Consider the following 25922-nt stretch of genomic DNA (forward strand, 5'->3'; position numbering starts at 1 on the left):
TGTAAGTGGCTAAGTTTTTCTGGGTCGTAACCATCATCATGTCGCTCTTCGGCGGGCTGTTCGCTTTCGTAGGAATCTACACCGCTAATGGGGCTCCACAGGAGGCTGCCTCGGCAGCGGTTGGGCTTGCCTGCGCAGTGATCCCATACTGCATTGCTCGCGCGTTCACCGAGATGCGCTCGCTCGATTGAACTTCCTGGTTCCCCAACTGTTCGCCAAGTCGGCCTGCCCGCTCGTTGCTTTCAGCCTACAGAGATAGTTAATCCATCATGTGGCGGCGATCACCCCTCTCTCTTGGGAGTGCCCTAGAAAAGCGGGCCGCTAGATAAACCTACCGCTCGCTAGCGGCCTCCACCATCCTGAAGGCGACGCACTGGGTAATCCGTCGAGTGCTTCTTGATGAAGGCGTACTTCAGCTGCACTCCCAGGCAAAGTACGCGGCGGCCTTCGTTAAGATGCCTCTCATTCCCGTCACACGCTTGAGTCCGGCGCGTAGGAGTGTTGCCCGATCTCACTGGCTCGCTGTGTCGGCAGCCGTGTCAGCACATCTTTGAGATAGGCATACGAATCATGCCCATTCATGCGCGCCGACTGGATCAAACGTATGATCGCAGCCGCCCGTTTTCCACTGCGCAGCGACCCGGCAAACAGCCAGTTTTAGCGCCCGAGTGCTCATGGCCGTATCTAGTTCTCGACTTGGTTGTTATCGATGGGCACAGCTCCATTGTCCAGGTAGCGCGTTAGCGCTACCCAGCGTTTGAGGCTGTAGTCGATTTGATGTGCGCGAAGAGACACCGTAAGAACGACTCGCTACAATCTGGATTTCTCATGATGGCCTAAAGCAATTACCGCAGACGGGCCCGGCACTAGCAAATCTACGGGGGAAACATGGATCTGGTTGTTCCACGAAACCGGTCACTCGAAGACCTGTTGTCGAATGCATCAAGCGCTGATTTGGACGTATTGGCTGACCTCATTACCGATAACGGCAAGGGCAGGGTAGCTCTTGACAGCAAGGTCAAGGCCACCATTCTCAATCGCAAGGCGCAGGGTAAGCTGCAATCGATTCCTGATGTGCTTGAGGCCGAAATCCGTTCGTTTGGCAGCAACAGCATCGCCACGTTCTTCAGATCGAGTGGAGTCGCATACATTGAACTCGCGACGGATGTGGCGAAAAAGCTGGATGGAAAACCCGGTTCATCTGACGACATCTATGCCATTGAAGAAATGATCATCAGCCTGGCAGTCAAGAAATACATCGGGGACGTGGCGGCGGTGGACTACCAGGATATCGCAAAGCTTTCGGCGTACATCGCTCAGATCGTGAAAGGCTTGATTTCCGCCGCGGGCGCTATTGGCGGCATTGCGGCCACAGGTGGAGCTGCGGGCGTGGCTGGGGCCGTGGGTGGTCGCCTGCTTTCGCTGGCAGCCCCTCCATTGGCGATTGGCGCTGCTGGCGCTGCGATCTACCAAGCCACGTCACCGGCATTTCGCATCACCACTCCCGCGGTGCTTCAGGTGGCCAAAATTCGTAGGGCCCGATATGAAGCAGATTTCGCAACCTATTCGGAGAAACTACGCACATGTCTGTGATAAATGAAGAACTGCTGCGCTCCCTTCCAAACCTTCCGGATATCCTAGCCAAGCTCAAAAGCGGGGAGTATGAGTTATTTGGCGGTGTGGTTCGCCATGCCAAAGGGACTGAGAGAGGCGGGCAGATCGTTGGGCACCTTCTCTTCCCAGGAGATAGCCAACAAACCCAAGCGCAACTCCAACAGCTCCAGGACACCCTCTCGAATGGGTTGGGTTCGCTTCAAACCGGGATGGATCACCTGCAGCAGAGCATGAGCGTGCTGCAAGGCTTGCAGACAGCCAATCTGGTTATGACCGGCCTGAACCTCGCGGTGACCACAGCAGGGTTTGTGATCGTATGTCAAAAGCTGAACAAGATCAGCTCACAGATCCAGGCTCAATCTCAGACTATTGCTGAGACATGGAAATTGGTCAGCGAGGCTCACGAGCGTGGCCAGCTAGCGGATGAAGCGCAGTTTCGATCGTTGCTGCTTTCCGCCCGGCAGTTCTGTGAAGAGGGAGACGTCCAGCAGCTCAAAGCGCTCATCCCTGCTTTCCACAAGGAGTATCAATTCACGAAGCTCATTCTTGAGCGGCACGCCGCTATACCTGCAAGCACCGTTCAGCGCCTGAGTGACATCAAGTTGCTGCAAGATCGCCTAGTTAACCTTGGCCTTGCGTTGTCACACGTTCAGGCTAAATCAGGCGCGGTGAAATACGCTCATGAGTCGCTAGCCCAGCTAGAGGCGGATATCCGGACGTTGAATACTAACCGCATTGAGGGTTTGACCAGCGACCGCGCCGCCGCGTCCGCGATCTCCCAAAAGCAATTCGCCGATGTGACAGACTTCTTGCAGCACGGGAAGCAGATGATGCCCGCGCTGGCCTACCAGGCCGAGGTCATTACCCTGGAAACCCAGCACCCAGGCTTACTGCAGAAGGCATCCACCTCGAGAGAGATCATGTTCCTGGCGGCCTGAGTCGTATCAACCTTAGAGCAAGGTTTGCAGCACCGTCGAGTCGAATGCGATGGTGTTCGTTAGAACACCATCTGTTTGCCACCAAGCTAGTGGCGTGGATCAGCTACCACGTCTTACTGAATCGCCCTTGGTTTTCTATCCGAGCCCAAAGTGAGGCAGTTGCACAGGCATAGCCCGCAGCAGAAATCGAATCCCTCCGCCTTGAGGCTGATCATCTCTACCAGACCGTGATCGACTACCAATTGCACAAGGCCGGCACCTTAGGTGAGCCGATACATTGGCAAGAGAGGCTCCAGTGGTGATCAGTCATGACTCGTCGCAGAGCAATGAGATCGCGGCGGAGGAGGCGCAATGTACAAAGACGTCACGCTCACCGTTCAAGAGCTATTTGAGAGAGTTTGGAAAAAACCAGTTGTGCATTTGGCGCGAGAAATAGGTGTTTCGGACGTGGCCTTCAGCAAGGCCTGCAGGAAAGCGGGAATCCAACTCCCGAAACCCGGCCACTGGGTAAAAGCAGAAGTGAAAAGGCCTGGCAAACCGGCGCCACCCACCTCGAACGGTTCAATAACGTTTCGGGTGTTAGATCGTTCGCTGTTTCAGCCGCAACCACCCAGTGCGGAAAGGCCATCACCCAAGCCCTCGAAGCTTCTGATCCCAAGCAAGCTGAGCAACCCCCATCCACTCGTTCAGAAATGGCTGCAGGCAGTCAAACAAGCCAGGGTTGTGGAAGGCCCCCTTGAACTTAGGCAAACACATGTTCTGAACACGCGCATATCTCGTGAGATGGTCGACCGCTCAGCACTCCTGTTGGACACCCTGATCAAGCACACGGAGCAGTGCCACTGTGCGTGGACGGTGGATGAGTACCGCACTGCTGTTACGCTTGAAGAAGAGACCTTCTATGTGACCTTACGAGAAAGGATCACCAAAACGCTTCCTTCCTCGCTATTAGATTCCAAGCGCCGTGGATCCTGGGAGCTCATGCTTCCACTGGGTTGGCGTGATCAGATTGTGTATGCCTCAACCGGTGAATTGACGCTTTCTATCCGGGAGCATCCCGACTATGGATGCCAGAGAACCTGGTCGGATAGCAAAACCTGCCAGCTCGAGGGCAAGCTCCACCTGTTCGTTGAGGGCCACATCAAGCTAATCAGCTGGATTAGGGCTGTAAGGTTGAGCGATGAGGCGCAGCAGCGGGAGTTCTTGGAGGAGGACAGTGTTCGTCGTGAAGTGCACATGGTGGAAGAGCGTCAACGAGCCCTGCAAAAACGCTTGCTTGAGAACATGGAGAGATGGGAGCGAGCGGAGCGCCTACGCCGTTTCATCAACGCGGTGGCCGTCGGCGCCGGTGCTTTTACTGAAGAGGAGCGGCGCCAGGCTGATGCGTGGGCAGAGTGGGCGAGGGCGCAGGTAGATTCAATCGATCCTGTCCTGCAATCAGATACAACATCTCTGGAAATGTGAGCACAGCGGCTGTGCTTAGAAACAAAGAGTACAAATGTACTCATCATGCGGCGGAGGTACTCGACGACCAGTTCATGACGCCTGGTTGGGCTTCTCATGAAAGGTGCCATGTCGTGGTGCCTAACGCCTGCGCCACCTCGTGCATTTTTCAGCTTACGATGTGGTATCTAAATGTCTCTTATCCCCGAAGGGGCTGTCCGCCGCAATGGATCACTTCATGCTGGCCGCAACCTACTCAGCGATGCCAGTTCGCACCGCGTCGACAAATACTCGTCCCTAGAAGACCATGCGGGTGATGCGGAAGCCGGCGGGTGCGCCCGGACACTCCAGGCCTAGGTACATCGGTGCGCCTAAGGTGCGAGGCGGTTATGCTTTTCTCAAGATCAGTCAGCAATACCTGCGTTTGCTGGCGAGCGCGACTTTGCAGCGATCAGCCTCGCTGAGTGAGTATTCGCGGTCAACCGTATGATCCACTCTAGGCCACGTTTGCGTGATTCCACTCGGTATCGTATAGTCAAATGAATGGAACTGATGGGAATGGCTTTGCTTTAACAGCTGATAAGCCGGTTCATTGCGTAGGCGAGGGGAACTCGTAATCGGAGCAGCAATGAAATTTGAGGAGCTGATTCAACGTCAGGCCGAGCGGGTGTTCGGTAGCAAAGCCAAAGCCGACGTTTGGTTGACTCACCCACGGGTCGAATTCGGTGGTTTAACAGCTCTGAAGTATGTACGCAATGAGGCTGAATATCTGAAGGTGAAGGCTTTGCTCGACCGGATTGATCACGGATATGGCTGCTGATGGAAACGATGCTTTGGCTTGGTGGATCCTAGGGGCTCAGAGCCACGCGATGATCCACCACGAGGTAACACTTCCACGGATTGAAAAATAAGCAGATGAGGCCAGCCGACTTGCCTAATGATCCAACTATTGAGCCTGCCCTTGTTACGCTTTCTCACGAGCAAGACAGGGCTAGAAGCCATGACTGGGCCCGATTTTGCTTGCGCCATCGGGGAGTTGAAGAAACCTTAGATACTGGCTGCACCCATGCTGAGCTTCCCCAAGTTGATGGGGTTACGCAAATTCGAGTAGCGGTCAGTTTCACTGGCGGCAAGCAAATGCGTTGTACGCTGTTTTTCGTATCTCCGGGCGTGGCCGATCCTCTCCCTGTGACATTTTCCCAGAGCAAGACAATCGCGGATTTGAGGGGAGGGCATTGCTTGCTGGTGCCTATATCTGAGGATATGGAATGGACTGACAATGTGTGGCCCAGGTCACTGCAGGAGCTAGAAGGGCTCATTTCTGATTCCACCGGGTGCCCCCGCTTCTTTGAGAATTGGGTTGATGAGAAAAGCCGCGAATCCAATAAATTGCTGATGGTAGTGGCCGTTAGAAGCGATTGTTGCTATGGGTACCTGTTAGGTTCACCAAAAATTGCAGGGTACACTGGGACTCGGGTAGTCCCTGTTTTCTTTGATCGTATTGGTGTGCTGGCACTAGACTTCCCCGTGCCGTTTGAGCTGGCAGTCAGTAGCAAAAATCTCGAGGCGCTTCTCAAGCATGCGCGTAGCTTCCAGCCTCATTCTGGAGACGCCCAGGAAGATATCCGTTTGCGCCAAGCCCTTAATGAGCTGGCTGATGCCTTGGAAAAGGGTGCTAGCCAATCTCGGCAGGTTTGAGATCTGCGCGGTTTATTCGTGTTGCCGAGAAGATAGCCTCTAGCGCACTCGGAGACACAACGTGGCGCGATTGTGTTGTCCGAGCCCGGTAAGTATTTCTAACCTGTAATGGGTCAATGTCAATCGTCATGCGGTTGTACAGGCGCATGCTCCACAGTATCCTGAAATAAAATAATAATAAAAAGGAGCGCCCAAATGCCCGAGTTTAAAATCCTCATCGAAGTTATCGGTGACAGGCTGAATGTTCGGCATACCATAGAGAAACGCGACACTGAAAAGCTCTCCAAATTTCAGGCCTTAGGTCTTCTTTATCACATGATTGATTCAGTCACTCAGCTCGATGCGGGGCTCGAACATTCAGCCGTAGTGGTTGCCCGAGAAATTTTTAGCAGGGAAGGTTGGGAGGACGAAGTCATAGAGCTGTTACTCGCAGCTCAGAACTGGGAAGACCGGATGATCGCTGCATGGAACGCTGTGGACGAGGATGCCAGGAAGGCGGCGCTCTCGTTGGATTACCAGTCCTTCCAGAACTATTGGCCTAGTCTGGATTTCTGCCTACCGGGGTGGGACGTTGCGGTAAATTCAAGCTCTGTCTCGGCGGCCCGCCGGGAAAGCCAGAAAGCCACCGGAACTACATTACACTAGTGAACCTTGAACCTGTGTCGTTAAATGAGGCGGTTGGCCACCATTGGAGGCTTGGGTAAGCAAACCGGGAGCCGCCCGGGATGAGCGCATCGATCAATCCCCGGGCCCTATAGGGACTATGAGCCCATATCGCAGGAGATGAAGGCTGATGGATATGATGCGTTTTCACGACCTTTATCTGCGCCTGTACACCGAAGACCTTCAGACTAACGGCAAGGAATTGCTCGACCAGTTCTTTGCTCTTTGGAGCGAGGCAGAGGAGAGCGGGATTGACCTGGACAGCCTCAATGAAGAGGCCGACGACTGCTTCCATCGTATCGCCGAAACCCGGCTATTTCCGTTGGCTGTTTGTAAGTGGGTCGGAGAGCTGGGGCATAAGGGCATCAGCAGGCAGTTGCTTCATCATGTGAGCGTGCGCTACCTGCAGCACTCAGAATTGCTCAGGTTTCTGTTGCCTGAGGAGGCGGAGCAATCTGCCCTGAAGGCGGCCAGCCGCATGTGCGTAATGAGTGTGCCGGTACCTGTATCCCTCGGTTGGATTCTCAGCCTTAATGAAGAACTACCCGCCAGTTCGCGGCTCACCAGCATTACCAGAATGGTTGTGGGGCTCCTGACTTCTGAGTATCCGGGCACATGCATGCGCCTTCTTAAGTCGGAAAAATCACCGTTCGCGCAGTCACGGGTGGCGCAGGAAGCCTTGCAGCGGCTTGTCGCTGCAGATGCCACCCTGGATAACCTTCGTTATCTGACCGAGCTTGAGATGCCACCTGCGATGGAGCGCAGTTTCCGATATTTACGCCGCGACGAGAGCCGATCGGTGACAGACCAGGCGCATGAGCATGCATTGTTCGGCACGGTCACAGCAAAACACTTCAAATACGCAACCAGGATCGCCATGGAGTACGTAGGGAATGACGAAGCTGGCGACATGACCATTCCAATGTTCACGCACGAAATGAGTTTCGAGTTGCCGCAGACATGGGTCGCCGACCCACTGCGCTACGCGCTGATGATGAACGCTCTCTGGAACGGATCTGACGAATGAGTATCCAGCTCGTGCTCTCTCATTACCTCTCTGGACTTCGCGAGCGAGAAGAGCTGGACGCGCTTCTGCCCGATCTACTGATGGCCATGGGGCACTGGGTCGAAAGCAGCCCTCAGGTTGGCGTCAATCAGGGCGGGGTCGATGTTCTGTCTACCCTTACCGACGCTGACGGAGCTGTGGAAGCATTCCTGTACGTGATCAAATTTGGCAACGTAAGCCGCAGTGACTTCTACAGCGGTCAACAGGCGATCCAGCCCAGCGTGCGCCAGGCTGCCTCGGAATACATCCAGAATCGATTGCCGGCGAAACTGCGACGGTGCAAGAAAACGATCGTCATTGTGTCCAATGGTGAGCTTAAGCAAGACGCACAGTCAGACTACGCCGCGCTCACCAAAGAAGTCGCCGAGATCAACCCGCTGTGCTCGCTGGATTTTTGGGGCATCAATCGACTCAGTCCGCTCATTGAGCAGCATCTGTTTGATGATGCCTTGCTTCTAGACAGGGGCAAATCCGATCTCAGAGCCGCCCTGGCTGGTCTGGAAGACACGCAAGCGTCCTTCAGTCGCTTCATCAGGTTTGTTGAGGACTGTGTAGCAGCGCCTGAGGGGGCCGCTGAGGGCTCAGCGAACACACGAAAAAAACGGTTTCTGAAACGCGCTGCCGCTGCGGCCATGGGCTGGGCTGTGCTTCTGGTGTGGGGCCAGACTGAAAATAATCAGAAGCCTGGTGTGCTCGCCGGCGAATATCTTCTGCTACGGCTGTGGAGCGAGGCGATAACGCTCGACGTCCAGCAGGACAAACAGTTCCTCAAGCGCTTTGAGACCCTTGCGAGGCTTCACCTGAGCGCGCTGAATCGGTATTACGATCGCATATTCCCCTCGCTTCTCAACCTTCGCAGGGTTCTTCGGTACCGCCCAGATCACGTGCTGTACATGGATTTGGCGTGCGAGGAGCTCGGGCGCTTGGGTACGGCCTCACTCTTGGCCCAGGCGATTAATGCCGGCGAGTCGGAGCGCGCCCTGCTTCATGCGCAACTGATCAGCTTCATAAGCGTACATCAAGGCTGTCGGATGCCGGTCTACGATGGTCAGGCGATCGACATGTCACTGGCAATGGCTGCTCTGTTCGCTAAAGGCGATACAGCAAACATCAGAGCGGTCTTGGGCGAATGCGTCGACCGCTTCAGTGCGGCGCTCCGAGAGAGGCACTTTATGCCGGTCGACACTGATGACCTGGAAGACGCTATGGCGCTTCACAATGGTAAGGAAGGACATCACGGTCGCTTCTTCAAAACCACGACTTGGATACCGCTTCTGGGTACCGTTGCAGCAATGCTGGACGACCAGAAAAGCCTTCACAAGCTGTCGACCCGAATTGTTCCCCAACTGAAGGGGGTGACCATGGAGCGCTGGTACCCAAGCATTGGATTGCAAACACTCACAGGCTCAAGAACGGCACTAAATACGGTTGGCGTTTCCCGGGCCATTTCAGAGTTTCGCAATACGCCGGAGGAGGAGGTCAGTGCGTCATTGCACCTGCCGCCACACAGCGCGGCGCCCAATGAGTTCGAGTGGCACAACACGCCGTGGGATGTGCTGATCGCTATCTCCGCCAGAATCCATCGTCATCCATTGCCAACCTGGTACCTGCAGAAATGTACTGCCAGCCAGGCTACTGCCTGAACCGAGCCGTAAACCCTTGCGAGTGGAAGGGGGATCCAGCGGCTTGCGAGAGGGCGGGGACGTCAAAGGAGTACAAATGTTGCCTCTGCGCGCTTCTAAGATGAGGGGGTGCGCAGGGCCAACTCCTACTATTTGGTTAACCTTAGAAGCACCTTGGAAGCACCTCTTCCACGGACGTGCCAGCGTTGTGAAAATCTCGGCCCGCAACCGTTTTCCAGGAGCTGTTCGAATGGGGTCGGGCTGGTCACCGAGAGCGAGGCTGATAATTTGCCGAGGACTTGATGGTCTCCCTGCGTGATTCTCGCCAGAAAGCTCGACTCCAGTAGGGCTGCAGCCCCCGACCCGAGGCGCTGTAGCCGTCGTGTAGCTCGACACAACAGCAGTACTCGCAGCCCTATGCCTTATCTACTGCCGATGCACCACCAGGAAATGCGATGCTTGATCAATTTATTTCGGCGCATCCGCAGAAGATATATTAATTATTCGCACGCATCCTAGCTCTCTAGCTCTCTAGCCCAGCATTTAAAATAATACGAGCAAGCAATCTAAGGCTTTTAACAATATATATGTAAAGCGAGCCGACCGTTCGTCGCTTGCTGCGAGCAAAATTAATGAGGATGACTACGCTCGAAAAAAACACAGGAGATGGATTATGAAAATGATGACGCGGAAAGAGTTTCTAGAGTGGTTCTCCGGCAAGGTAGATTGTTACGAGCATGCAAACGATCCGACCACTTCGGGGGTGCCATTCACTACAGCCCTCGAGCGTTGGAGGGTGGCAAAATCGATGCACCAGCCGAATAAAGTTAATGGGCGTCATTCTGTCAAGCCGAGAAGAGGAGTTCTTTGATGTTGAAAACTATCGCTTCTTCATTACAGGTTAAAGGTTTAGTCATAGATGAATGTGAAACCGTAGCACTACGACCGACCTTTATATCGCTTTTGGATACTGCGAACGTTAGCAGTGCCGTGTTCAATGCTGCTTATCAGAGAGGGGTTTCGCTTGAGCAGATCGACCGTATTTGGCGATTGGCTGATGACCAACTTGAAAATGTCAAGCTTTTCGAGCTTTTTAGTTCCATGGCCATACGCACTGACATACGTTGGTTAGAATGGGCCGGTCGTAGCATGGTGGGTCAGCGTGATACGATGAACGGTGGAGAAAAGTGCATCCCCTTTAGGATTTTAGGCGAAATTTTGCACAAGACGTTGCTGGCCCAGCGCGAGGGCACCTTGCCTATCCCCGACTTTACTCAAGACGTAAGTTGGTCGAGTTTTACTTTTGAATTGCTGGCTTTGATCACTTCCCGCGGACTTACGGATGAGGCGCTGACGGCAACATCGCTCGAGTTCGAACTTGGGCTTTGATTTCTTTCTCAACGACTTAGAGAGCCATCAATGAAAAAAACCACTATAGAATGTGAAGAATTTCGTTTTGCCAGCACAACACCAAAGCGGATTGTACTTCAGCTTTCACTGCAGTACTATCGCCGACGCACCGTTGCGGCATATGGACTGCATGACAGCACGGAAGTCGCAGGGGCACTTGGTCTATCCGCTTCTTTAAACTGCCTGACATTTACTTCTATTTTGACAAGTACACCAAGACCATCCTTGAGTATCACCTCAAGCCACTCGACGAAGGGCAAAAACACGTGCGCACGCGCTTTATTTAGTGATCATTGAAAACATTAAGAAGCTTATGATTATTCTCAATCAATTTTCTGTAAGCTGATTTACACCAGCCCCTTATTCTAGCTGTTCGTAAGATTGACTTTTCCCAAGAATCCTCAAACACATGAAAGGGAGTCCAATAACTATTGATCGCCAATCGTGAGATCGAGTTAAACCTGGGTTGGGCACTCCCGCCGCGCCATGATGCTGGTGGACTCATACAGAACCTCAAAAAGTCTTTGGCATCATTCTTGGTGAGAGCGCTAATAGGTTTGTCAGTGAAGTAAATCGCCCAAAGTAGCCACTTCTCCAGAGCGGCTAGCTTCAATCGCTCCTTATTCAATCGAGCGTACGAGCGGATCATATCTAAGGCCTCCAGTGCCCGCCCCCTCAAGTGAGATGGAAAGTTTTTGTCCACATAGCTGTCCGCGAGTTCCGACGATATTATCAGGGTTTCACGTATGTCCAAGGCGAACAGGGGAGGAGGTGAGGGCGCATTTTCAGGATATGCACGGGCTCCTGAGTATTCAGGCAGCAACTTTGCTTGAGCAATCGACTTTCTTTCCCAGTGCACTCTACCCAAGCGATTCGCCTCGACTCTATTACGATTACGCCGAGCCTCATGCGGGTTGGTATTTGTCCGATATCTAATAGCTCTTTTAAGGATAATCGCTGGCGAGTAAGGTAACTCTTGCATCCAAGGCAATCTTGTAATGAAGCGCTTAAAATTATTAGTTGACCACAGCGGCTCGACCTCGCTGCATGATGGAATTAGTGGAAGTCGCATATAGGTGCGATATCGTTTTATATAGAATATTAGCGGTAACGGCACTTCCAGGCTGTAAGAGCTTTGAACGCCTCGCATTAAGAATTTTGCTTTATCAGCATCCGAAAACCTGAAGCAGGCCATACAAAAAATCTCGCAATTCGAAATAAGCTCCAGCGCGGGGATATTCAAATAGAAGCATGTCGCATAAAGGAACAGGCTTCGTTCCATTCGCTCGTTAGACCTATGAAAGGTGGCCACATATTCTAAATACCGCTCCGCATTTATCTCATCCTGCTCAACATATGGATCCTGTAACTCTACCCAGTGTTCGGAAGGACTAATTCTCAGCTGAAACTCTAGCTGCGGTGAAATTTCACTCATGAATCTATTCAACCTGTAAACATAACTGCTTAACGCGATGTTTATCGGTCGAACAAATGGCCTCCAATAAGGGTTGTGCTCTAATGCTGATTGCCTTTCCGTAAACCTGGGGGCGCGCGCTCCACACCAACCGTGAGGTGGGGAATTGCAAAATTCAGAAAACTCTCTCAAATCGGATAGGCTTAACTCTTTTAGGGATTTCTGCGCTACGCATAATATCCACAATACGTATTTTTCAAGGAACCTACCAGCTACATCACCGGCGCTGTTATGGAGTGAGAAACGATTGATGTGCTGGGCAAACAGCCTATAGGTCTCGAATGCATCAATTTCTTCGGGAAAAGTGCCAAGATACGCCCACACAAGCCGCTCCTCATCCAGGACACTAGCAGGATCGCTACCATTTATAGAAGCGAACTGAAACGGAACTCCAGACTCGCTGAGGATCGATCTAGGTGACTGGTTCATAAGAATAGATGCGTAGGCGGAATAGTGATGGAGACTTGAATTAATAGCTCAGCAATCAAGTCCGCGCAAGAGCCATATCCAAACGAAATCGGCACCGCCTTGCAAATAGTGCGTAAGCACCGCCTGGCGCGAAGAACGTTCGATGATTTTTCCGATTTTATTCCGACAGGTGATTTTTTTGAATTGAATGGCTACGTCTAAGAATTCCGCAAACTCAGCAGTTTAGATGGCCGTAGGCTGACGCCACGAATCTTTCTTCTGATTTTATTCCGAATGGTAGGTTAAGGCGCTCACAGGATCCGGCAATTTCGACGGAATCAGCAAAAGCGTCCTCAGTTCAACGAGTTAGCGAAATCTGCCGTCCGATCTGATTTCAACGGCTGACCTGGCCTCAAGGAGAATTGACCTTAAGCGCGGGACGTAAGGGTGCACGGGAACTGAGATTCCGGTCACTTCAGCGGATTCCACTTTGATTTCAACGGTTACAACGGGGTTTTGTTAAAATCTCAACGGAGGTTAGTGAAAGCGGACACCTGTGAGCAGGAGCACCAATATACATCATTTAACATAATACTCATTATGCGCAAATTCATATTTCCCACATTGGCCGCTACCCAGGTACATTTGAACGCTGGAAACCCTCGTGAACGTCCCACCTTCACAGTCAAGGATGCCCAGTCCATGCCGTATCATCCATCCGCCAATCAGATCATCAGTCTCTACGATCGCCACGCATCGATCTGGAATGACCTGCGCTCCGATCATTTCGTTGATCGCAAATGGATCGAACGCTTCCGCTCGTTACTGCCACCAACAGCAATCGTGCTGGATCTGGGCTGCGGCTCAGGTCAACCTGTGGCACGCCATCTGATCGACGCCGGCCTGTCTGTTGTCGGTGTAGATTCGTCCACGCAAATGCTCGCCTTGTGCAGAAAACGTTTCCCAACGCAGGAATGGATTCATCAGGACATGCGCACGCTAGCGCTCGGTCGGCAGTTTCTCGGCATTCTGGCCTGGAACAGCTTGTTCCATCTCAAGCCCGACGATCAACGCCAGATGTTTCTTATATTCCAGCGCCACGCTGCACCTGGTGCGTTGCTGATGTTTACCAGTGGGCCCGCACATGGCGAAGCCTTGGGTGAATTACAGGGTGAAACGCTCTATCACGCCAGCCTGGATCCTGAGGAATACACCGCTCGATTGAACGACCACGGTTTCGGAGTGCTGGAGCACATCGTGGAGGATGCGGAATGTGGCGGACAAACGGTTTGGCTGGCCCGTCGCCTGCTTCGCTGATATGCATTTCAGATATAACTACACTAAATGTTCATTTAGCGTAGTTATATCTGAGCAGTCCCTACAACAGCCCGCCAAAACGCTTGTAGAACCCTTCATTCACATCCGGCAACGGCCCATCAGCCGTCTCCAACGCCGCGTTCAGCCACTCTTCAGCCTTGGCGAACACCAGGCGATACAGGTTACGGCACAACTGCCGCGCGGCCCTTCCCTCCCAATCCCCTGGCAGCAGTTCGTCCGGCAGTTGCGGATCGCGTAGCAACAGTCGGCGGTATTCGTGAATCAGCAGCGTACGGGCCAGGAAGCAGTCCTGCGCATCGAGTTGTTGCTGTTCTTTCAAGCCTTGCCATAGTGGCCGGAACAGCTGAATGAATTCACTGTACTGCTGCCCCAGTTCGTCGATACGCCAGCTTTCCCGGACCTGGGCGCGCATGGCCTTGGAGGCAAGCACTTCCTGAGTGTGGGTTTCGAAGACAATGCTGTCGTCAGCGGCATCCAGCTCGCGCAAGGTGGCCGTCAGGTCGACGCGGTCTGCCCGTGGGCAACCCAGCAGGTTTGGCGCCATGGCACCAAACCCCTGCCACTCCAGTTCTTCACGCAACGCTTTGCGCTTGCCTGCCTCGAGTTGCGACAGCAATACCAAGGTCCAGGCGCCGTCCCAGGCAGGTTGGCTGGGGCTGTAGACCCTTTTGAAAGCTTTCTCGAAGCGCCGCCGGCCAGTACCCGTCAGGCTGTAATAGCTGCGCCGGCCAACCTTCTCGGCGGTCAGCCAGCCTTCCTTGGTCAGGCGGAAGATCGACGTGCGAATCAGCCGCTCGTTGATGCCGACCGGCTCCAGCAGGTTGATCAGGCTGCCCAGCCAGACGGTGCCGCCGTGGGGCTCGATGGCGTCGCCGTACAAAGTGATGATCAGCGAACTGGCGCGGATCGGCGTCTGTTCCTGGAAGCGGGTGATCAGGTTGTTCAGTGGGGCGAGATTGCTCATGGGCGAACTGTGCGCGGATAAAGCACCGACTATACCTGTGCGGCGGACCGTCTGACCATGGCGTGACGCTGCCAGGCTCATGCCGGTGCCATACCTTTGGGCCTGACACCGGTGTCTTCCATGCGTGGGCGCTCGGGCTCGGCTTCGTTCAGTGGCAGACATTCAACCATGGTATTCATGCAGCGCTGTGCCAGGTGTTGGTACTCGGCGGTGCCGCGCTGCTTCCAGGCCAGCTCCTGTTCGCTCAGCGAGCGTTTGACCTGGGCTGGCGCGCCCATCACCAGGCTTTGTGCTGCGCATTCGAAACCCGCTTTGACGAATGCGGTGGCCGCGACGATGCAGCGTGGTCCCACTCGGGCACCGTCCATGACCACGGCGTTCATGCCAATCAAGGCGTCTTCACCGATCCGGCAGCCGTGCAACACGGCGCCGTGCCCGACGTGTCCGTTACGTTCGACCACCGTGTCACCGCCGGGAAAGCCATGCATCACACAGGTGTCCTGCAGGTTGGCACCCTCCTCCAGCACGATGCGGCCGAAATCCCCTCGCAGCGATGCCAGTGGGCCCACATAGCAGCGGGGGCCGATGATCACGTCGCCAATCAGCACGGCGCTGGGGTGCACATAGGCTGTGGGATGAACCACGGGCGTCAGGCCGTCCAGTCGGTAGCAAGGCATGGCAAAAGCTCCTGAAGTGATAAGACATTCTGTTAGATCTTGTATCGCATTATGTCGGCCGTCAATTACTCAGTTGATGTATCACTTTTTCTACCGAAACTTACCTTCGGAAACCGTCCGAATTGGGGTTGTAGCCCGCGCTGCACATCGTTATTGCGCCTCTGCAGAGCCGCTATCGTGTTCGTCTTACACCCTAAAAGGATACATCATCGTCATTATGATGTTGCGTAAATGTATCAAATGATGCATATACTGGTGCCACCTGGACGTGACCCCCGCATTACGTCCCTGCAGACAATTCCAAGAAATGCCGGCCCCACGATGTGCCGTGCGTGCAGCCAGAGGAACCCGACATGCCGCGATATCTCGCCGTGCAGGCGCCCGAACAGGGTATCCAGCTCATCACCCTGCAGCGGCCCGAGGCCCTGAACGCCCTGTGCACCGAGTTGCTGGCAGAACTGGCCGCTGCACTCAGGGCGGCTGAGCACGATGAACTGACCCGCGTGGTAATCATCACCGGTGATCGCAAGGCGTTCGCCGCGGGCGCCGATATCCGCGAGATGGCCGAGCGCGATCTGGTGGGCATTCTCAATGACCCGCGCGTTGCGCACTGGCAAGGCATCGCTGCTTTCAGCAAGCCACTGATCGCGGCGGTCGACGGCTATGCCCTGGGCGGTGGGTGTGAGCTGATGATGTGCGCCGACATCGTCATCGCCGGCACCGATGCGCGCTTCGGCCAGCCGGAAATCAACCTCGGCATCATCCCAGGCGCCGGCGGCACCCAACGCCTGCTGCGCGCCGTAGGCAAGCCGCTGGCCATGCAAATGGTCCTGACTGGCGAGACCATCACCGCTCGCCACGCCCTGCAGGCGGGCCTGGTCAGCGAAGTCACCCAGCCCGAATTGACTGTAGAACGCGCCATGCAGGTCGCCCGCAGCATCGCCGCCAAGGCGCCGCTGGCGGTGCGCCTGGCCAAGGAAGCGCTGCTGAAGGCCGCGGACACCGACCTGGCCAGCGGCCTGCGCTTCGAGCGTCATGCCTTCACCTTGCTGGCCGGCACCGCTGACCGCGACGAAGGCATTCGCGCCTTCCAGGAAAAACGCCAGGCCCGCTTCCAGGGCCGCTGATCATCCTTCCCTAGCCTGACGAAGCGAGTCTGTCATGACCTTCCAGCACATCCTGTTTTCCATCGAGGACGGCGTCGCCCTCCTCTCCTTGAACCGCCCCGAACAGCTGAACAGCTTTAATGCCGCCATGCATCTGGAAGTGCGCGAAGCGCTCAAGCAGGTGCGCCAGAGCAGTGATGCACGGGTGCTGCTGTTTACGGCTGAGGGCCGCGGCTTCTGTGCCGGCCAGGACCTGTCCGAGCGCAATGTCGCACCCGGCGCCGAGATGCCGGACCTGGGCGAATCAATCGAACGCTTCTACAACCCGCTGGTGCGTACCCTGCGGGACTTGCCCTTGCCGGTGGTCTGCGCGGTCAATGGCGTGGCAGCCGGCGCCGGTGCCAATATCCCGCTGGCCTGCGACCTGGTGCTGGCGGCCCGGTCGGCAAGCTTCATCCAGGCTTTCTGCAAGATCGGCCTGGTGCCGGACTCCGGGGGTACCTGGCTGCTGCCGCGCCTTGTCGGCATGGCACGGGCCAAGGCCCTGGCCCTGCTGGGCGAACGCCTCGGCGCGGAACAGGCTCAGCAATGGGGGCTGATCCATCGCGTGGTGGATGATGCTGCCCTGCGCGACGAGGCCCTCACCTTCGCCCGCCAGCTCGCCACCCAGCCAACCTATGGCCTGGCCCTGATCAAGCGCGCCCTCAACGCCAGCTTCGACAATGGTTTCGATGAGCAGCTGGAGCTGGAACGCGACCTGCAACGCCTGGCCGGGCGCAGCGAGGACTACCGTGAAGGCGTGAGTGCCTTCATCGACAAACGTACGCCGGTATTCAAGGGGCGTTGAGCATGAGTGCACTTGCAAGCAATACGCCGGTGGCGGTGATCGGCGCGGGCGCGATGGGGGCTGGCATCGCCCAGGTCGCGGCACAGGCCGGCCACCCGGTCAGACTCTACGACAACCGCCCTGGCGCTGCTGTGCAGGCGGTGGCCGGTATCGATCGGCAACTTGCCCGGCTGGTGGAAAAAGGCACCTTGCAGCCCGTCGAACGGGAAGCGATCAGCGCCCGGCTGTGCCCGGTGGAGCGTATTGAAGCCTTGGCCGATGCACGCCTGGTGATCGAGGCCATCGTCGAGAACCTGCACGTCAAGCAAGCGTTGTTCAGCCAGCTGGAAGCCCTGTGTGCTGCCGACTGCATCCTTGCCAGCAACACCTCGTCGCTGTCCATCACCAGCCTCGCCGCCGGGCTGCAACGCCCGCAACAGCTGGTCGGCATGCACTTCTTCAACCCCGCACCGCTGATGGCGCTGGTTGAAGTGGTCTCGGGCCTGGCTACTGCCCCGGCCGTTGCCGCGTGCATTCATGCCACCGCCAAGGCCTGGGGCAAGCAGCCGGTGCATGCGCGCTCCACGCCGGGTTTCATCGTCAACCGCGTGGCGCGGCCATTCTACGCGGAAAGCCTGCGTCTGCTGCAGGAAGGCGCAGCCGATTGCGCAACGCTGGACGCGCTATTACGGGATGCCGGCGGTTTCCGCATGGGCGCGTTCGAGCTGACCGACCTGATTGGCCAAGACGTTAATTACGCGGTCACCTGCTCGGTATTCGAAGCATTTTATGGTGATTCCCGCTTCCAGCCTTCGTTGGTGCAAAAAGAACTGGTCGACGCCGGTCGCCTCGGTCGAAAGAGCGGCCAGGGCTTCTATAGCTATGCCGAGGGGGCCGTGCGTCCGCAGCCGCTTGAGCTGCACAGCCCTGCCTCAGCCGAGGCCTGCGTCGTCGAAGGCCATCTCGGGGTGCTGCAGCCGCTGGTCGAGCGCTTGCGCCGAAGCGGCATCACCGTGACCCAGCGTGCCGGTAGCGGCCTGATTCAGGCAGGCGAAGCCACCATCGCGCTGTCAGATGGCCGCCTGGCCAGCCAGCGTGCGCGGGAGGACGGCCTGCGTAACCTGGTGCTGCTGGACTTGGCACTGGACTACGGTACCGCCACACGCATTGCCATCAGCTGGTCGGCGGACACCAGCGACAACGCCCGTGACCAGGCGGTGGCCTTGCTGCAGCGTGCCGGCCTGCGGATTACCCCTGTCGCCGACCTGCCGGGCCTGGTGGTGCTGCGTACCGTGGCTATGCTCGCCAACGAGGCCGCCGATGCGGTATTGCAAGGCGTCGGCAGCGCCGCCGACATCGACCTGGCCATGCGCGCGGGCGTCAACTACCCCTGCGGCCCGTTGGCCTGGGCCACTCATCTCGGCATCCGCCAGACCCTGCGTGTGCTCGACAACTTGCAGCGCAGCTACGGCGAGAGCCGCTACCGCCCTTCCCTGCTGTTACGCCGCTGCGAAGCCAAAGGAGGCACCCTGCATGACTGAAGTCGAGCTGGCACAAGCCTGTGCCGATGCCATGTACGCCCGCGACCTGGCCACCCAGGGCCTGGGCATCCAGCTGCTGGCCGCTGGCCCCGGCCAGGCATCCCTGCGCATGCCGGTACGCGCCGACATGATCCAGGGCCATGGTACCTGCCACGGCGGCTACCTGTTCGCCTTGGCCGATTCGGCATTTGCTTTCGCCTGCAACAGTTACGACCAGGCCACTGTCGCCCAAGGCTGCAGCATCGATTACCTGGCCCCGGCACTGCGCGATGACCTGCTCACCGCCCAGGCCAGCGAGATCAGCCGCAAGGGCCGCACTGGCCTGTACCAGGTCCGCATCGAGAACCAGCGCGGTGAGTTGCTGGCGATGTTCCATGGCAAATCCTACAAAGTGCGCGGCACCGTGCTGGCGCAGGAGACGCAAGATGACTGAACACACCCTGGCCGACGCCTTGATCATCGACGCCGTACGCACCCCCATTGGCCGATATGCCGGAGCCTTGAGCAGTGTGCGGGCCGATGACCTGGCGGCCATCCCGCTCAAGGCGCTTATCCGCCGCCACCCGCAACTGGAGTGGAAAGCCATCGACGACGTGATCCTCGGTTGTGCCAACCAGGCTGGCGAGGACAACCGCAACGTGGCGCACATGGCCAGCCTGCTGGCCGGGCTGCCCATCGAGGTGCCCGGCACCACCATCAACCGCCTGTGCGGTTCCGGCCTCGACGCCATTGGCACTGCTGCGCGCGCCCTGCGCTGCGGCGAAGCCGGGTTGATGCTGGCCGGCGGCGTGGAGTCGATGTCGCGTGCGCCGTTCGTCATGGGCAAGCCGGAGCAGGCGTTCGGGCGCGCGGCCGAGCTGTTCGACACCACCATCGGCTGGCGTTTCGTCAACCCGTTGCTCAAGGCGGCCTTCGGCACCGATTCCATGCCGGAAACCGCCGAGAACGTTGCCCAGCAGTTCGGCATTTCCCGCACCGACCAGGACGCGTTCGCCCTGCGCAGCCAGCACAAGGCCGCCGCAGCCCAAGCGCGTGGCCGCCTGGCACGGGAAATCGTGCCGGTCGAGGTCGCACAACGCAAAGGCCCGGCCAAAGTGGTCGAGCACGACGAGCACCCGCGTGGTGATACCACCCTGGAGCAACTGGCCAGGCTTGGCACCCCGTTCCGTGAAGGTGGCAGCGTCACCGCCGGCAATGCCTCCGGGGTCAACGACGGCGCCTGTGCGCTGTTGCTGGCCAGCGGCACCGCCGCCCGTCGCCATGGCCTCAAGGCCCGAGGGCGCATCGTCGGCATGGCTGTGGCCGGGGTCGAACCGCGGCTGATGGGCATGGGACCGGTACCGGCTACCCGCAAGGTCCTCGAGCTGACCGGGCTGTCGTTGGCCGACATGGATGTCATCGAACTCAACGAGGCCTTTGCTGCCCAGGGCCTGGCGGTGCTGCGCGAGCTGGGCCTGGCCGATGACGACAAGCGGGTCAACCCCAACGGCGGAGCCATCGCCCTGGGCCATCCGCTGGGCATGAGCGGCGCACGCCTGGTCACCACTGCCCTGCACGAGCTGGAGGAAACCGCCGGGCGCTACGCCCTGTGCACCATGTGCATTGGTGTAGGGCAAGGCATCGCGATGGTCATCGAGCGCCTTTGAGCGGCTCCGACCATCGGCCCGTTACCGAACCGAATGCAGCCGTATATGCTGCGTCCATGACACTCACCGCGCACCTGCAACCGCTGCCGCGCGGCGTACAAGAACAATTCGAGTGAAGCCATGAACATGTACCATGATGCCGATCGTGCCCAGCTGGACCCGATGGAAACCGCCAGCGTCGACGCCCTGCGCCACCACCAGCTGGAGCGCCTGCGCTGGAGCCTGAAGCACGCCTACGACAACGTCCCGCTGTACCGCCAGCGCTTTGCCGAGTGCGGCGCCCACCCTGATGATCTCGAGTGCCTCGAAGACCTGGCGAAGTTCCCCTTCACTGGCAAGAACGACCTGCGCGACAACTACCCCTACGGCATGTTCGCCGTGCCCCAGCAGGAGGTGGTGCGCCTGCACGCCTCCAGCGGCACGACCGGCAAGCCGACGGTGGTCGGTTACACCCAGAACGACATCGATACCTGGGCCAACGTGGTGGCTCGCTCGATCCGCGCTGCTGGCGGCCGCAAGGGCGACAAGGTGCATGTGTCCTATGGCTATGGCCTATTTACCGGCGGGCTGGGGGCGCATTATGGTGCCGAGCGCCTGGGCTGCACGGTGATTCCCATGTCTGGCGGCCAGACCGAGAAGCAGGTGCAGCTGATCCGCGACTTCCAGCCCGATATCATCATGGTCACCCCGTCCTACATGCTCAACCTGGCCGACGAGATCGAGCGCCAGGGCATCGACCCGCACGCGCTCAAGCTGCGCCTGGGCATTTTTGGTGCCGAGCCCTGGACCGACGAGCTGCGTCGCTCGATCGAACAGCGCCTGGGCATCGATGCCCTCGACATCTATGGCCTGTCAGAAATCATGGGCCCGGGGGTGGCGATGGAATGCCTCGAGACCAAGGACGGCCCGACCATCTGGGAAGACCACTTCTACCCCGAGATCATCGATCCGGTCACTGGCCAGGTGTTGCCAGATGGCGAGCTGGGCGAACTGGTATTCACCTCGCTGAGCAAGGAAGCGTTGCCCATGGTGCGCTACCGCACCCGCGACCTGACCCGGTTGTTGCCCGGCACTGCCCGGCCGATGCGGCGGATCGGCAAGATCACCGGTCGCAGCGACGACATGCTCATCATTCGCGGGGTCAATGTGTTCCCGACCCAGATCGAGGAGCAAGTACTAAAAATAAAACAGCTGTCTGAGCTTTATGAAATATATCTGTATCGCAATGGAAATCTGGACAGCGTGGAAGTGCATGTGGAGTTGCGTGCGGAGTGCCAACACCTTGATGAAGGCCAGCGCAAGTTGCTGGTTGGCGAGTTGACCCGGCAGATCAAGACCTACATCGGCATCAGCACCCAGGTACGCCTGCAGCCCTGCGGCACGCTCAAGCGGTCCGAAGGCAAGGCTTGTCACGTATTCGACAAACGGTTGGCCAGCTGATTCATTCAGCTGCCTGTTTGGCCCCGGCATCGTCCGGGGCTTTTTTTGCCTGGAGTTTGCTGGGGGCGCTTTGCGCCCCTTTCGCGACGCAAGGCCGCTCCTACAGCAGATTGCGTTTCTGTGTAGGAGCGGCCTTGCGTCGCGAAAGGGCTGCAAAGCAGCCCCCTCGGCCAGCAAAGCGATACATAAATCTTATTTGATACACGCAAATATGTTTGACGATTAGTTTTGTATCGCTTACAAATGACTCATGCCTTAGCAGGAGTCGCAGCACATGTACGCACAGCTAGTGGAAACCGGAGTCAAGCGCGTCAAGTCGCTGGAAGAGATGTCGCCCGAAGAGCGCAACTTCCAGGAAAAGATCGACGCCGAAATCAAGATCGAAGCCAAGAACTGGATGCCCGAGGCCTACCGCCAGACCCTGATCCGGCAGATCTCCCAACATGCCCATTCGGAAATCGTCGGCATGCTCCCCGAAGGCAACTGGGTGACCCGCGCCCCCAGCCTCAAGCGCAAGCTGCAGCTGATGGCCAAGATCCAGGACGAAGCCGGCCACGGCCTGTACCTGTACAGCGCCATGGAAACCCTGGGCGCCGACCGCGACGAAGAAGTCGCCAAGCTGCACAGCGGCAGGGCCAAGTATTCGAGCATCTTCAACTACCCCACCCTCAGCTGGGCCGACATGGGCGCGGTGGGCTGGCTGGTGGATGGCGCCGCCATCGTCAACCAGGTGGTGCTGCAGCGCACCTCCTATGGCCCTTATTCGCGCGCCATGATTCGCATCTGCAAGGAAGAGAGCTTCCACCAGCGCCAGGGCTACGAAATGCTCCTGACCATGATGCGCCACGGCACCCAGGCCCAGCGCGACATGGTCCAGGACGCCATCAATCGCCTGTGGTGGCCGGCGCTGATGATGTTCGGCCCCAGCGACGAACATTCCCCCAACAGCGCCCAGTCCATGGCCTGGAAAATCAAGCGCCAGACCAACGACGAGCTGCGCCAGCGCTTCATCGACCAGACCGTGCCGCAGCTCGAGCTGCTCGGCTGTACCGCCCCCGACCCCGAGCTGAAGTGGAACGCCGAACGCGGCCACTACGATTTCGGCGAGATCCAGTGGGACGAATTCTACGAAGTGATCAAGGGCAATGGCCCGTGCAACCAGGAACGTATCGCCACCCGGCGCAAGGCTATCGAGGACGGCGCCTGGGTACGCGAGGCGGCGGTGGCCTACGCACGCAAGCAACAGAACAAGAACGCCGCCTGAGCGGCGATTGATGCGGAGATCGAAAATGTCTGTCTGGACCCTCTACGAAGTGTTCGTGCGCAGCAAGCACGGCCTTAACCACAAGCATGTCGGCAGCGTGCACGCTGCCGATGCGGCCATGGCCATCGAGAACGCCCGCGAGCTGTATACCCGCCGCAGCGAGGGGGTAAGCCTGTGGGTGGTACCCTCGGCCCTGATCACCGCCTCCTCCCCCGACGACAAAGACCCGCTGTTCGCCCCGGCGGACGACAAGGTCTATCGCCATGCCAGCTTCTACGAACTGCCCGACGAAGTCGGGCACATGTGAGGTTGGCCATGCACAAGCACGATCTGATTCCCTACCTGCTGCTGCTCGGCGACAGTGCCCTGGTGCAGGGCCAGCGCCTCTGCGAATGGTGTGGCCGGGCCCCGGCCATCGAAGAAGAACTGGCCCTGATGAACGTGGGCCTCGACCTGGTCGGCCAGGCGCGCAACTGGCTGGAATATGCCGCCGAGCTGCTGGATGACGGCCGCGACGCCGATGCCCTCGTCTTCCGTCGCGACGAGCGGGCCTACCGCAACCTGCTGCTGGTCGAGCAACCCAATGGCGATTTCGCCGTGACCATGACCAAGCAGTTCCTTTATGACACCTGGCATTTCGCTGTGCTCCAGGGCCTGGCCGGTTCTCGCGACGAGCGAATTGCCGGTATCGCTGGCAAAGCCCTGAAAGAAGTCACCTACCACCTGCGCCGTTCCAGCGAATGGGTACAGCGCCTGGGTGGCGGCACCGAAGAAAGCCGCCAGCGCATGCTTTCCGCCATCCCGGCCCTGTGGCGCTTCACCGTTGAACTCACGGCCGGCAGCGACAACGAGGTACGACTGGCCCATGCAGGTATCGCCGCCGATCCGGCCAGCGTCGGCGCAGGCTGGCTGAAGCAGGTTGGCGAAGTCTTCGCTTCAGTCGAGCTGCCGCTGCCCAAAGCTGCCAGCCAGTTCTACCTGGATGGCCGCAGAGGTCTTCACACCGAGCACCTTGGTCTGCTGCTGGCCGAGATGCAGTTCCTGCCAAGGGCCTACCCCGATGCAACCTGGTGAGCTGATTGCCGGCGACCGTGGCGCCCGCGCAGCACGCGCGGACGACCTGGCACGTGCCTGGGCGGTGCTGGCCCAGGTCATGGACCCGGAAGTGCCGGTGGTCAGCGTGGTCGACCTGGGCATCGTCCGTGGCCTCGACTGGCGTGCTGGCCATCTGCACCTGGTAGTGACGCCGACCTACTCCGGCTGCCCGGCCACCGAGGTGATCGAGGCGGATATTTGCCTGGCGTTGGAGCAGGCGGGTTTCCCGGCGCCTGCGCTGGAGCGCCGGCTGACGCCGGCCTGGACGACCGACTGGATCAGCGAACTGGGCCGCGAACGCCTGCGAGCCTATGGCATCGCCCCGCCGCAAGCCAGTAGCAGCAAGCGCAGCCTGCTCGGCGAGGCGCCCCAGGTGTGCTGCCCGCAGTGCGGCAGCGCCCAGACCGAATTGCTCAGCCAGTTCGGCTCCACCGCTTGCAAGGCACTGTACCGCTGCCGCGAGTGCCTGGAGCCGTTCGACTATTTCAAATGCCTTTGAGCCGTGGAGAACGCCATGAGCCCGTTTCACAGCCTGACCATCAAGCAAGTGCGCAACGAGACCCGTGATGCGGTATCGATTGCCTTCGACGTGCCCGAGCACCTGTGCGAGACGTTCCGCTTCACCCAGGGCCAGTACCTGGTCATGCGTACCCAGCTGGACAACGAAGAAGTCCGCCGCTCCTATTCCATCTGCAGCGCCGTGCAGGACGGCGAGCTGCGCGTGGCGGTCAAGCGCGTGCCTGGCGGACGTTTCTCGGCGTTTGCCAATGACGTGCTCAAGGCCGGCCAGCAGCTGGACGTGATGCCGCCGTCGGGCAGCTTCTTCGTGCCGCTGGACACGGCTCGCCAGGGCAACTACCTGGGGGTCGCCGCCGGCAGCGGCATTACCCCGATCCTGTCGATCATCGCCACCACCCTGGCCAGCGAGCCGCACAGCCGCTTCACCCTGCTGTACGGCAACCGCTCCAGCTCCGGGGCGCTGTTCCGCGACAAGCTCGAAGACCTGAAGAACCGTTACCTCGACCGCCTGAACCTGATTTTCGTGTTCAGCCGCGAACAGCAGGATGTCGACCTGTACAACGGCCGCATCAATGCCGACAAGTGCGGCCAGCTGTTCTCGCGCTGGCTGGATGTAGCCAGCCTGGATGCGGCGTTCATCTGTGGCCCTCAGGCGATGACCGAGACCGTACGCGACAGCCTCAAGGCCAATGGCATGGCCAAGGACCGCATCCACTTCGAACTGTTTACCGCCGCCGGCAGCGAAGCCCGACGCGAGGCCCGCGAAGCGGCGCGCCAGGTGGACTCGGCGCTCAGTCACATCACCGTGATCAGCGACGGCCGCGCACTTACCTTCGACCTGCCACGCAACACCCAGAACGTGCTTGACGCCGGCAATGCCATCGGCGCCGAGCTGCCGTACTCGTGCAAGGCTGGGGTGTGTTCCACCTGCAAGTGCCGGGTCATCGAAGGCGAGGTGGAAATGGACAGCAACCATGCCTTGGAGGATTACGAAGTGGCGGCCGGGTACGTGCTGTCGTGCCAGACCTACCCGGTAAGCGACAAGGTGGTGCTCGACTTCGACCAGCTGTAGGCCCAAGCCCCTCTCAGGCTGCTGACGCGGTTTGTGTGGGAGCAGCCTCGTGTCGCGAAAGGGCCGTAACGCGGCCCCAGGATCCCGGCCCTGATCAT

The 25922-nt window shown here is 58.2% G+C and carries 25 protein-coding genes and 2 pseudogenes; 22 read left to right on the forward strand and 5 right to left on the reverse strand.

Annotation, left to right across the window (positions count from 1 at the left end; genetic code table 11):
* Nucleotides 1-5 precede the first annotated feature (5 nt).
* Complete coding sequence (locus JKP78_RS01605; RefSeq protein WP_200625922.1) at nucleotides 6-191, forward strand: hypothetical protein; 186 nt, start codon at nucleotides 6-8, stop codon at nucleotides 189-191.
* A gap of 171 nt (nucleotides 192-362) precedes the next feature.
* On the opposite strand, the pseudogene JKP78_RS25340 reads toward JKP78_RS01605, so the two are convergent.
* Nucleotides 363-496, reverse strand: a pseudogene (locus JKP78_RS25340) (IS3 family transposase); the annotation flags it as partial.
* Nucleotides 472-783: pseudogene (locus JKP78_RS01610) on the reverse strand (IS66 family transposase); the annotation flags it as partial. The pseudogenes JKP78_RS25340 and JKP78_RS01610, both read right to left, overlap by 25 nt.
* A gap of 105 nt (nucleotides 784-888) precedes the next feature.
* On the opposite strand from JKP78_RS01610, the gene JKP78_RS01615 reads away from it, so the two are divergent.
* The 9 genes from JKP78_RS01615 to JKP78_RS01655 all read left to right on the forward strand — a co-directional run bounded on the left by JKP78_RS01615 (nucleotide 889) and on the right by JKP78_RS01655 (nucleotide 10433).
* Nucleotides 889-1593, forward strand: a complete 705-nt coding sequence (locus JKP78_RS01615) for a hypothetical protein (protein WP_200625923.1) — start codon at nucleotides 889-891, stop codon at nucleotides 1591-1593.
* Nucleotides 1584-2552 carry a hypothetical protein gene (locus JKP78_RS01620; RefSeq protein WP_200625924.1) on the forward strand — a complete coding sequence of 323 codons (969 nt, stop codon included), beginning with the start codon at nucleotides 1584-1586 and terminating at the stop codon, nucleotides 2550-2552. The genes JKP78_RS01615 and JKP78_RS01620 overlap by 10 nt, the downstream gene beginning before the upstream one ends.
* Nucleotides 2553-2903: 351 nt before the next feature.
* A complete protein-coding gene (locus tag JKP78_RS01625) occupies nucleotides 2904-4016 on the forward strand; it encodes a hypothetical protein (protein ID WP_200625925.1) in 1113 nt (370 codons plus the stop codon).
* Between the two features lie 607 nt (nucleotides 4017-4623).
* Nucleotides 4624-4815: an MbcA/ParS/Xre antitoxin family protein gene (locus tag JKP78_RS01630; RefSeq protein WP_200625926.1), complete on the forward strand. Its 192-nt coding sequence runs from the start codon at nucleotides 4624-4626 to the stop codon at nucleotides 4813-4815.
* A gap of 110 nt (nucleotides 4816-4925) precedes the next feature.
* Nucleotides 4926-5693, forward strand: coding sequence for a hypothetical protein (locus tag JKP78_RS01635; RefSeq protein WP_200626163.1), 768 nt, complete (start codon nucleotides 4926-4928; stop codon nucleotides 5691-5693).
* Nucleotides 5694-5888: 195 nt separating this feature from the next.
* Complete coding sequence (locus JKP78_RS01640; RefSeq protein ID WP_200625927.1) at nucleotides 5889-6338, forward strand: hypothetical protein; 450 nt, start codon at nucleotides 5889-5891, stop codon at nucleotides 6336-6338.
* Nucleotides 6339-6486: 148 nt separating this feature from the next.
* Nucleotides 6487-7383 carry a hypothetical protein gene (locus JKP78_RS01645; RefSeq protein ID WP_200625928.1) on the forward strand — a complete coding sequence of 299 codons (897 nt, stop codon included), beginning with the start codon at nucleotides 6487-6489 and terminating at the stop codon, nucleotides 7381-7383.
* Nucleotides 7380-9065 carry a hypothetical protein gene (locus tag JKP78_RS01650; protein ID WP_060507003.1) on the forward strand — a complete coding sequence of 562 codons (1686 nt, stop codon included), beginning with the start codon at nucleotides 7380-7382 and terminating at the stop codon, nucleotides 9063-9065. The genes JKP78_RS01645 and JKP78_RS01650 overlap by 4 nt, the downstream gene beginning before the upstream one ends.
* An 849-nt stretch (nucleotides 9066-9914) precedes the next feature.
* Complete coding sequence (locus JKP78_RS01655) at nucleotides 9915-10433, forward strand: hypothetical protein (protein WP_200625929.1); 519 nt, start codon at nucleotides 9915-9917, stop codon at nucleotides 10431-10433.
* 304 nt (nucleotides 10434-10737) lie between these two features.
* On the opposite strand, the gene JKP78_RS01660 is transcribed toward JKP78_RS01655, so the two are convergent.
* Nucleotides 10738-11889, reverse strand: a complete 1152-nt coding sequence (locus JKP78_RS01660) for a hypothetical protein (RefSeq protein WP_200625930.1) — start codon at nucleotides 11887-11889, stop codon at nucleotides 10738-10740.
* 1149 nt (nucleotides 11890-13038) lie between these two features.
* Between JKP78_RS01660 and JKP78_RS01665 the strand changes: the two genes are divergently transcribed.
* Nucleotides 13039-13653 (forward strand): class I SAM-dependent DNA methyltransferase, encoded by a 615-nt coding sequence (locus JKP78_RS01665; RefSeq protein WP_186685886.1) that lies wholly within the window; start codon nucleotides 13039-13041, stop codon nucleotides 13651-13653.
* 61 nt (nucleotides 13654-13714) lie between these two features.
* Here the strand turns inward: JKP78_RS01665 and paaX are convergent, their stop codons facing one another.
* Entirely contained in the window at nucleotides 13715-14638 is a 924-nt protein-coding gene (gene paaX, locus JKP78_RS01670) for a phenylacetic acid degradation operon negative regulatory protein PaaX (RefSeq protein WP_186685887.1), read from the reverse strand.
* 77 nt (nucleotides 14639-14715) lie between these two features.
* Complete coding sequence (gene paaY / locus JKP78_RS01675; RefSeq protein WP_186685888.1) at nucleotides 14716-15315, reverse strand: phenylacetic acid degradation protein PaaY; 600 nt, start codon at nucleotides 15313-15315, stop codon at nucleotides 14716-14718.
* A gap of 353 nt (nucleotides 15316-15668) precedes the next feature.
* Here paaY and paaF point away from each other — a divergent pair, with 353 nt between their 5' ends.
* From paaF to paaE, 11 genes are all read left to right on the forward strand, one after another.
* A complete protein-coding gene (paaF, locus tag JKP78_RS01680) occupies nucleotides 15669-16442 on the forward strand; it encodes a 2,3-dehydroadipyl-CoA hydratase PaaF (protein WP_200625931.1) in 774 nt (257 codons plus the stop codon).
* A 34-nt stretch (nucleotides 16443-16476) separates the two neighbouring features.
* Nucleotides 16477-17268 carry a 2-(1,2-epoxy-1,2-dihydrophenyl)acetyl-CoA isomerase PaaG gene (gene paaG / locus JKP78_RS01685; protein WP_186685890.1) on the forward strand — a complete coding sequence of 264 codons (792 nt, stop codon included), beginning with the start codon at nucleotides 16477-16479 and terminating at the stop codon, nucleotides 17266-17268.
* A 2-nt stretch (nucleotides 17269-17270) separates the two neighbouring features.
* Complete coding sequence (gene paaH / locus JKP78_RS01690; RefSeq protein WP_186685891.1) at nucleotides 17271-18788, forward strand: 3-hydroxyacyl-CoA dehydrogenase PaaH; 1518 nt, start codon at nucleotides 17271-17273, stop codon at nucleotides 18786-18788.
* Nucleotides 18781-19221, forward strand: coding sequence for a hydroxyphenylacetyl-CoA thioesterase PaaI (gene paaI, locus JKP78_RS01695; protein ID WP_186685892.1), 441 nt, complete (start codon nucleotides 18781-18783; stop codon nucleotides 19219-19221). Before paaH ends, paaI begins: the two co-directional genes overlap by 8 nt.
* Entirely contained in the window at nucleotides 19214-20434 is a 1221-nt protein-coding gene (gene pcaF, locus JKP78_RS01700; protein WP_200625932.1) for a 3-oxoadipyl-CoA thiolase, read from the forward strand. Before paaI ends, pcaF begins: the two co-directional genes overlap by 8 nt.
* 120 nt (nucleotides 20435-20554) lie before the next feature.
* The gene (gene paaK, locus JKP78_RS01705; RefSeq protein ID WP_186685896.1) at nucleotides 20555-21874 is read left to right on the forward strand and encodes a phenylacetate--CoA ligase PaaK; all 1320 of its coding nucleotides are present in this window, start codon (nucleotides 20555-20557) and stop codon (nucleotides 21872-21874) included.
* Between the two features lie 274 nt (nucleotides 21875-22148).
* A complete protein-coding gene (paaA, locus tag JKP78_RS01710) occupies nucleotides 22149-23138 on the forward strand; it encodes a 1,2-phenylacetyl-CoA epoxidase subunit PaaA (RefSeq protein WP_200625933.1) in 990 nt (329 codons plus the stop codon).
* Nucleotides 23139-23163: 25 nt separating this feature from the next.
* Nucleotides 23164-23445 (forward strand): 1,2-phenylacetyl-CoA epoxidase subunit PaaB, encoded by a 282-nt coding sequence (gene paaB, locus JKP78_RS01715; RefSeq protein WP_170029893.1) that lies wholly within the window; start codon nucleotides 23164-23166, stop codon nucleotides 23443-23445.
* Nucleotides 23446-23453: 8 nt separating this feature from the next.
* Nucleotides 23454-24212 (forward strand): 1,2-phenylacetyl-CoA epoxidase subunit PaaC, encoded by a 759-nt coding sequence (gene paaC, locus JKP78_RS01720; protein WP_186685899.1) that lies wholly within the window; start codon nucleotides 23454-23456, stop codon nucleotides 24210-24212.
* Nucleotides 24199-24732 carry a 1,2-phenylacetyl-CoA epoxidase subunit PaaD gene (gene paaD / locus JKP78_RS01725; RefSeq protein ID WP_186685900.1) on the forward strand — a complete coding sequence of 178 codons (534 nt, stop codon included), beginning with the start codon at nucleotides 24199-24201 and terminating at the stop codon, nucleotides 24730-24732. Before paaC ends, paaD begins: the two co-directional genes overlap by 14 nt.
* Before the next feature lie 15 nt (nucleotides 24733-24747).
* Nucleotides 24748-25824 (forward strand): 1,2-phenylacetyl-CoA epoxidase subunit PaaE, encoded by a 1077-nt coding sequence (gene paaE / locus JKP78_RS01730; RefSeq protein WP_200625934.1) that lies wholly within the window; start codon nucleotides 24748-24750, stop codon nucleotides 25822-25824.
* Nucleotides 25825-25922: the final 98 nt, after the last annotated feature.

The organism is Pseudomonas sp. LAM2023, from assembly GCF_016620375.1.
Lineage (GTDB): Bacteria > Pseudomonadota > Gammaproteobacteria > Pseudomonadales > Pseudomonadaceae > Aquipseudomonas > Aquipseudomonas anuradhapurensis.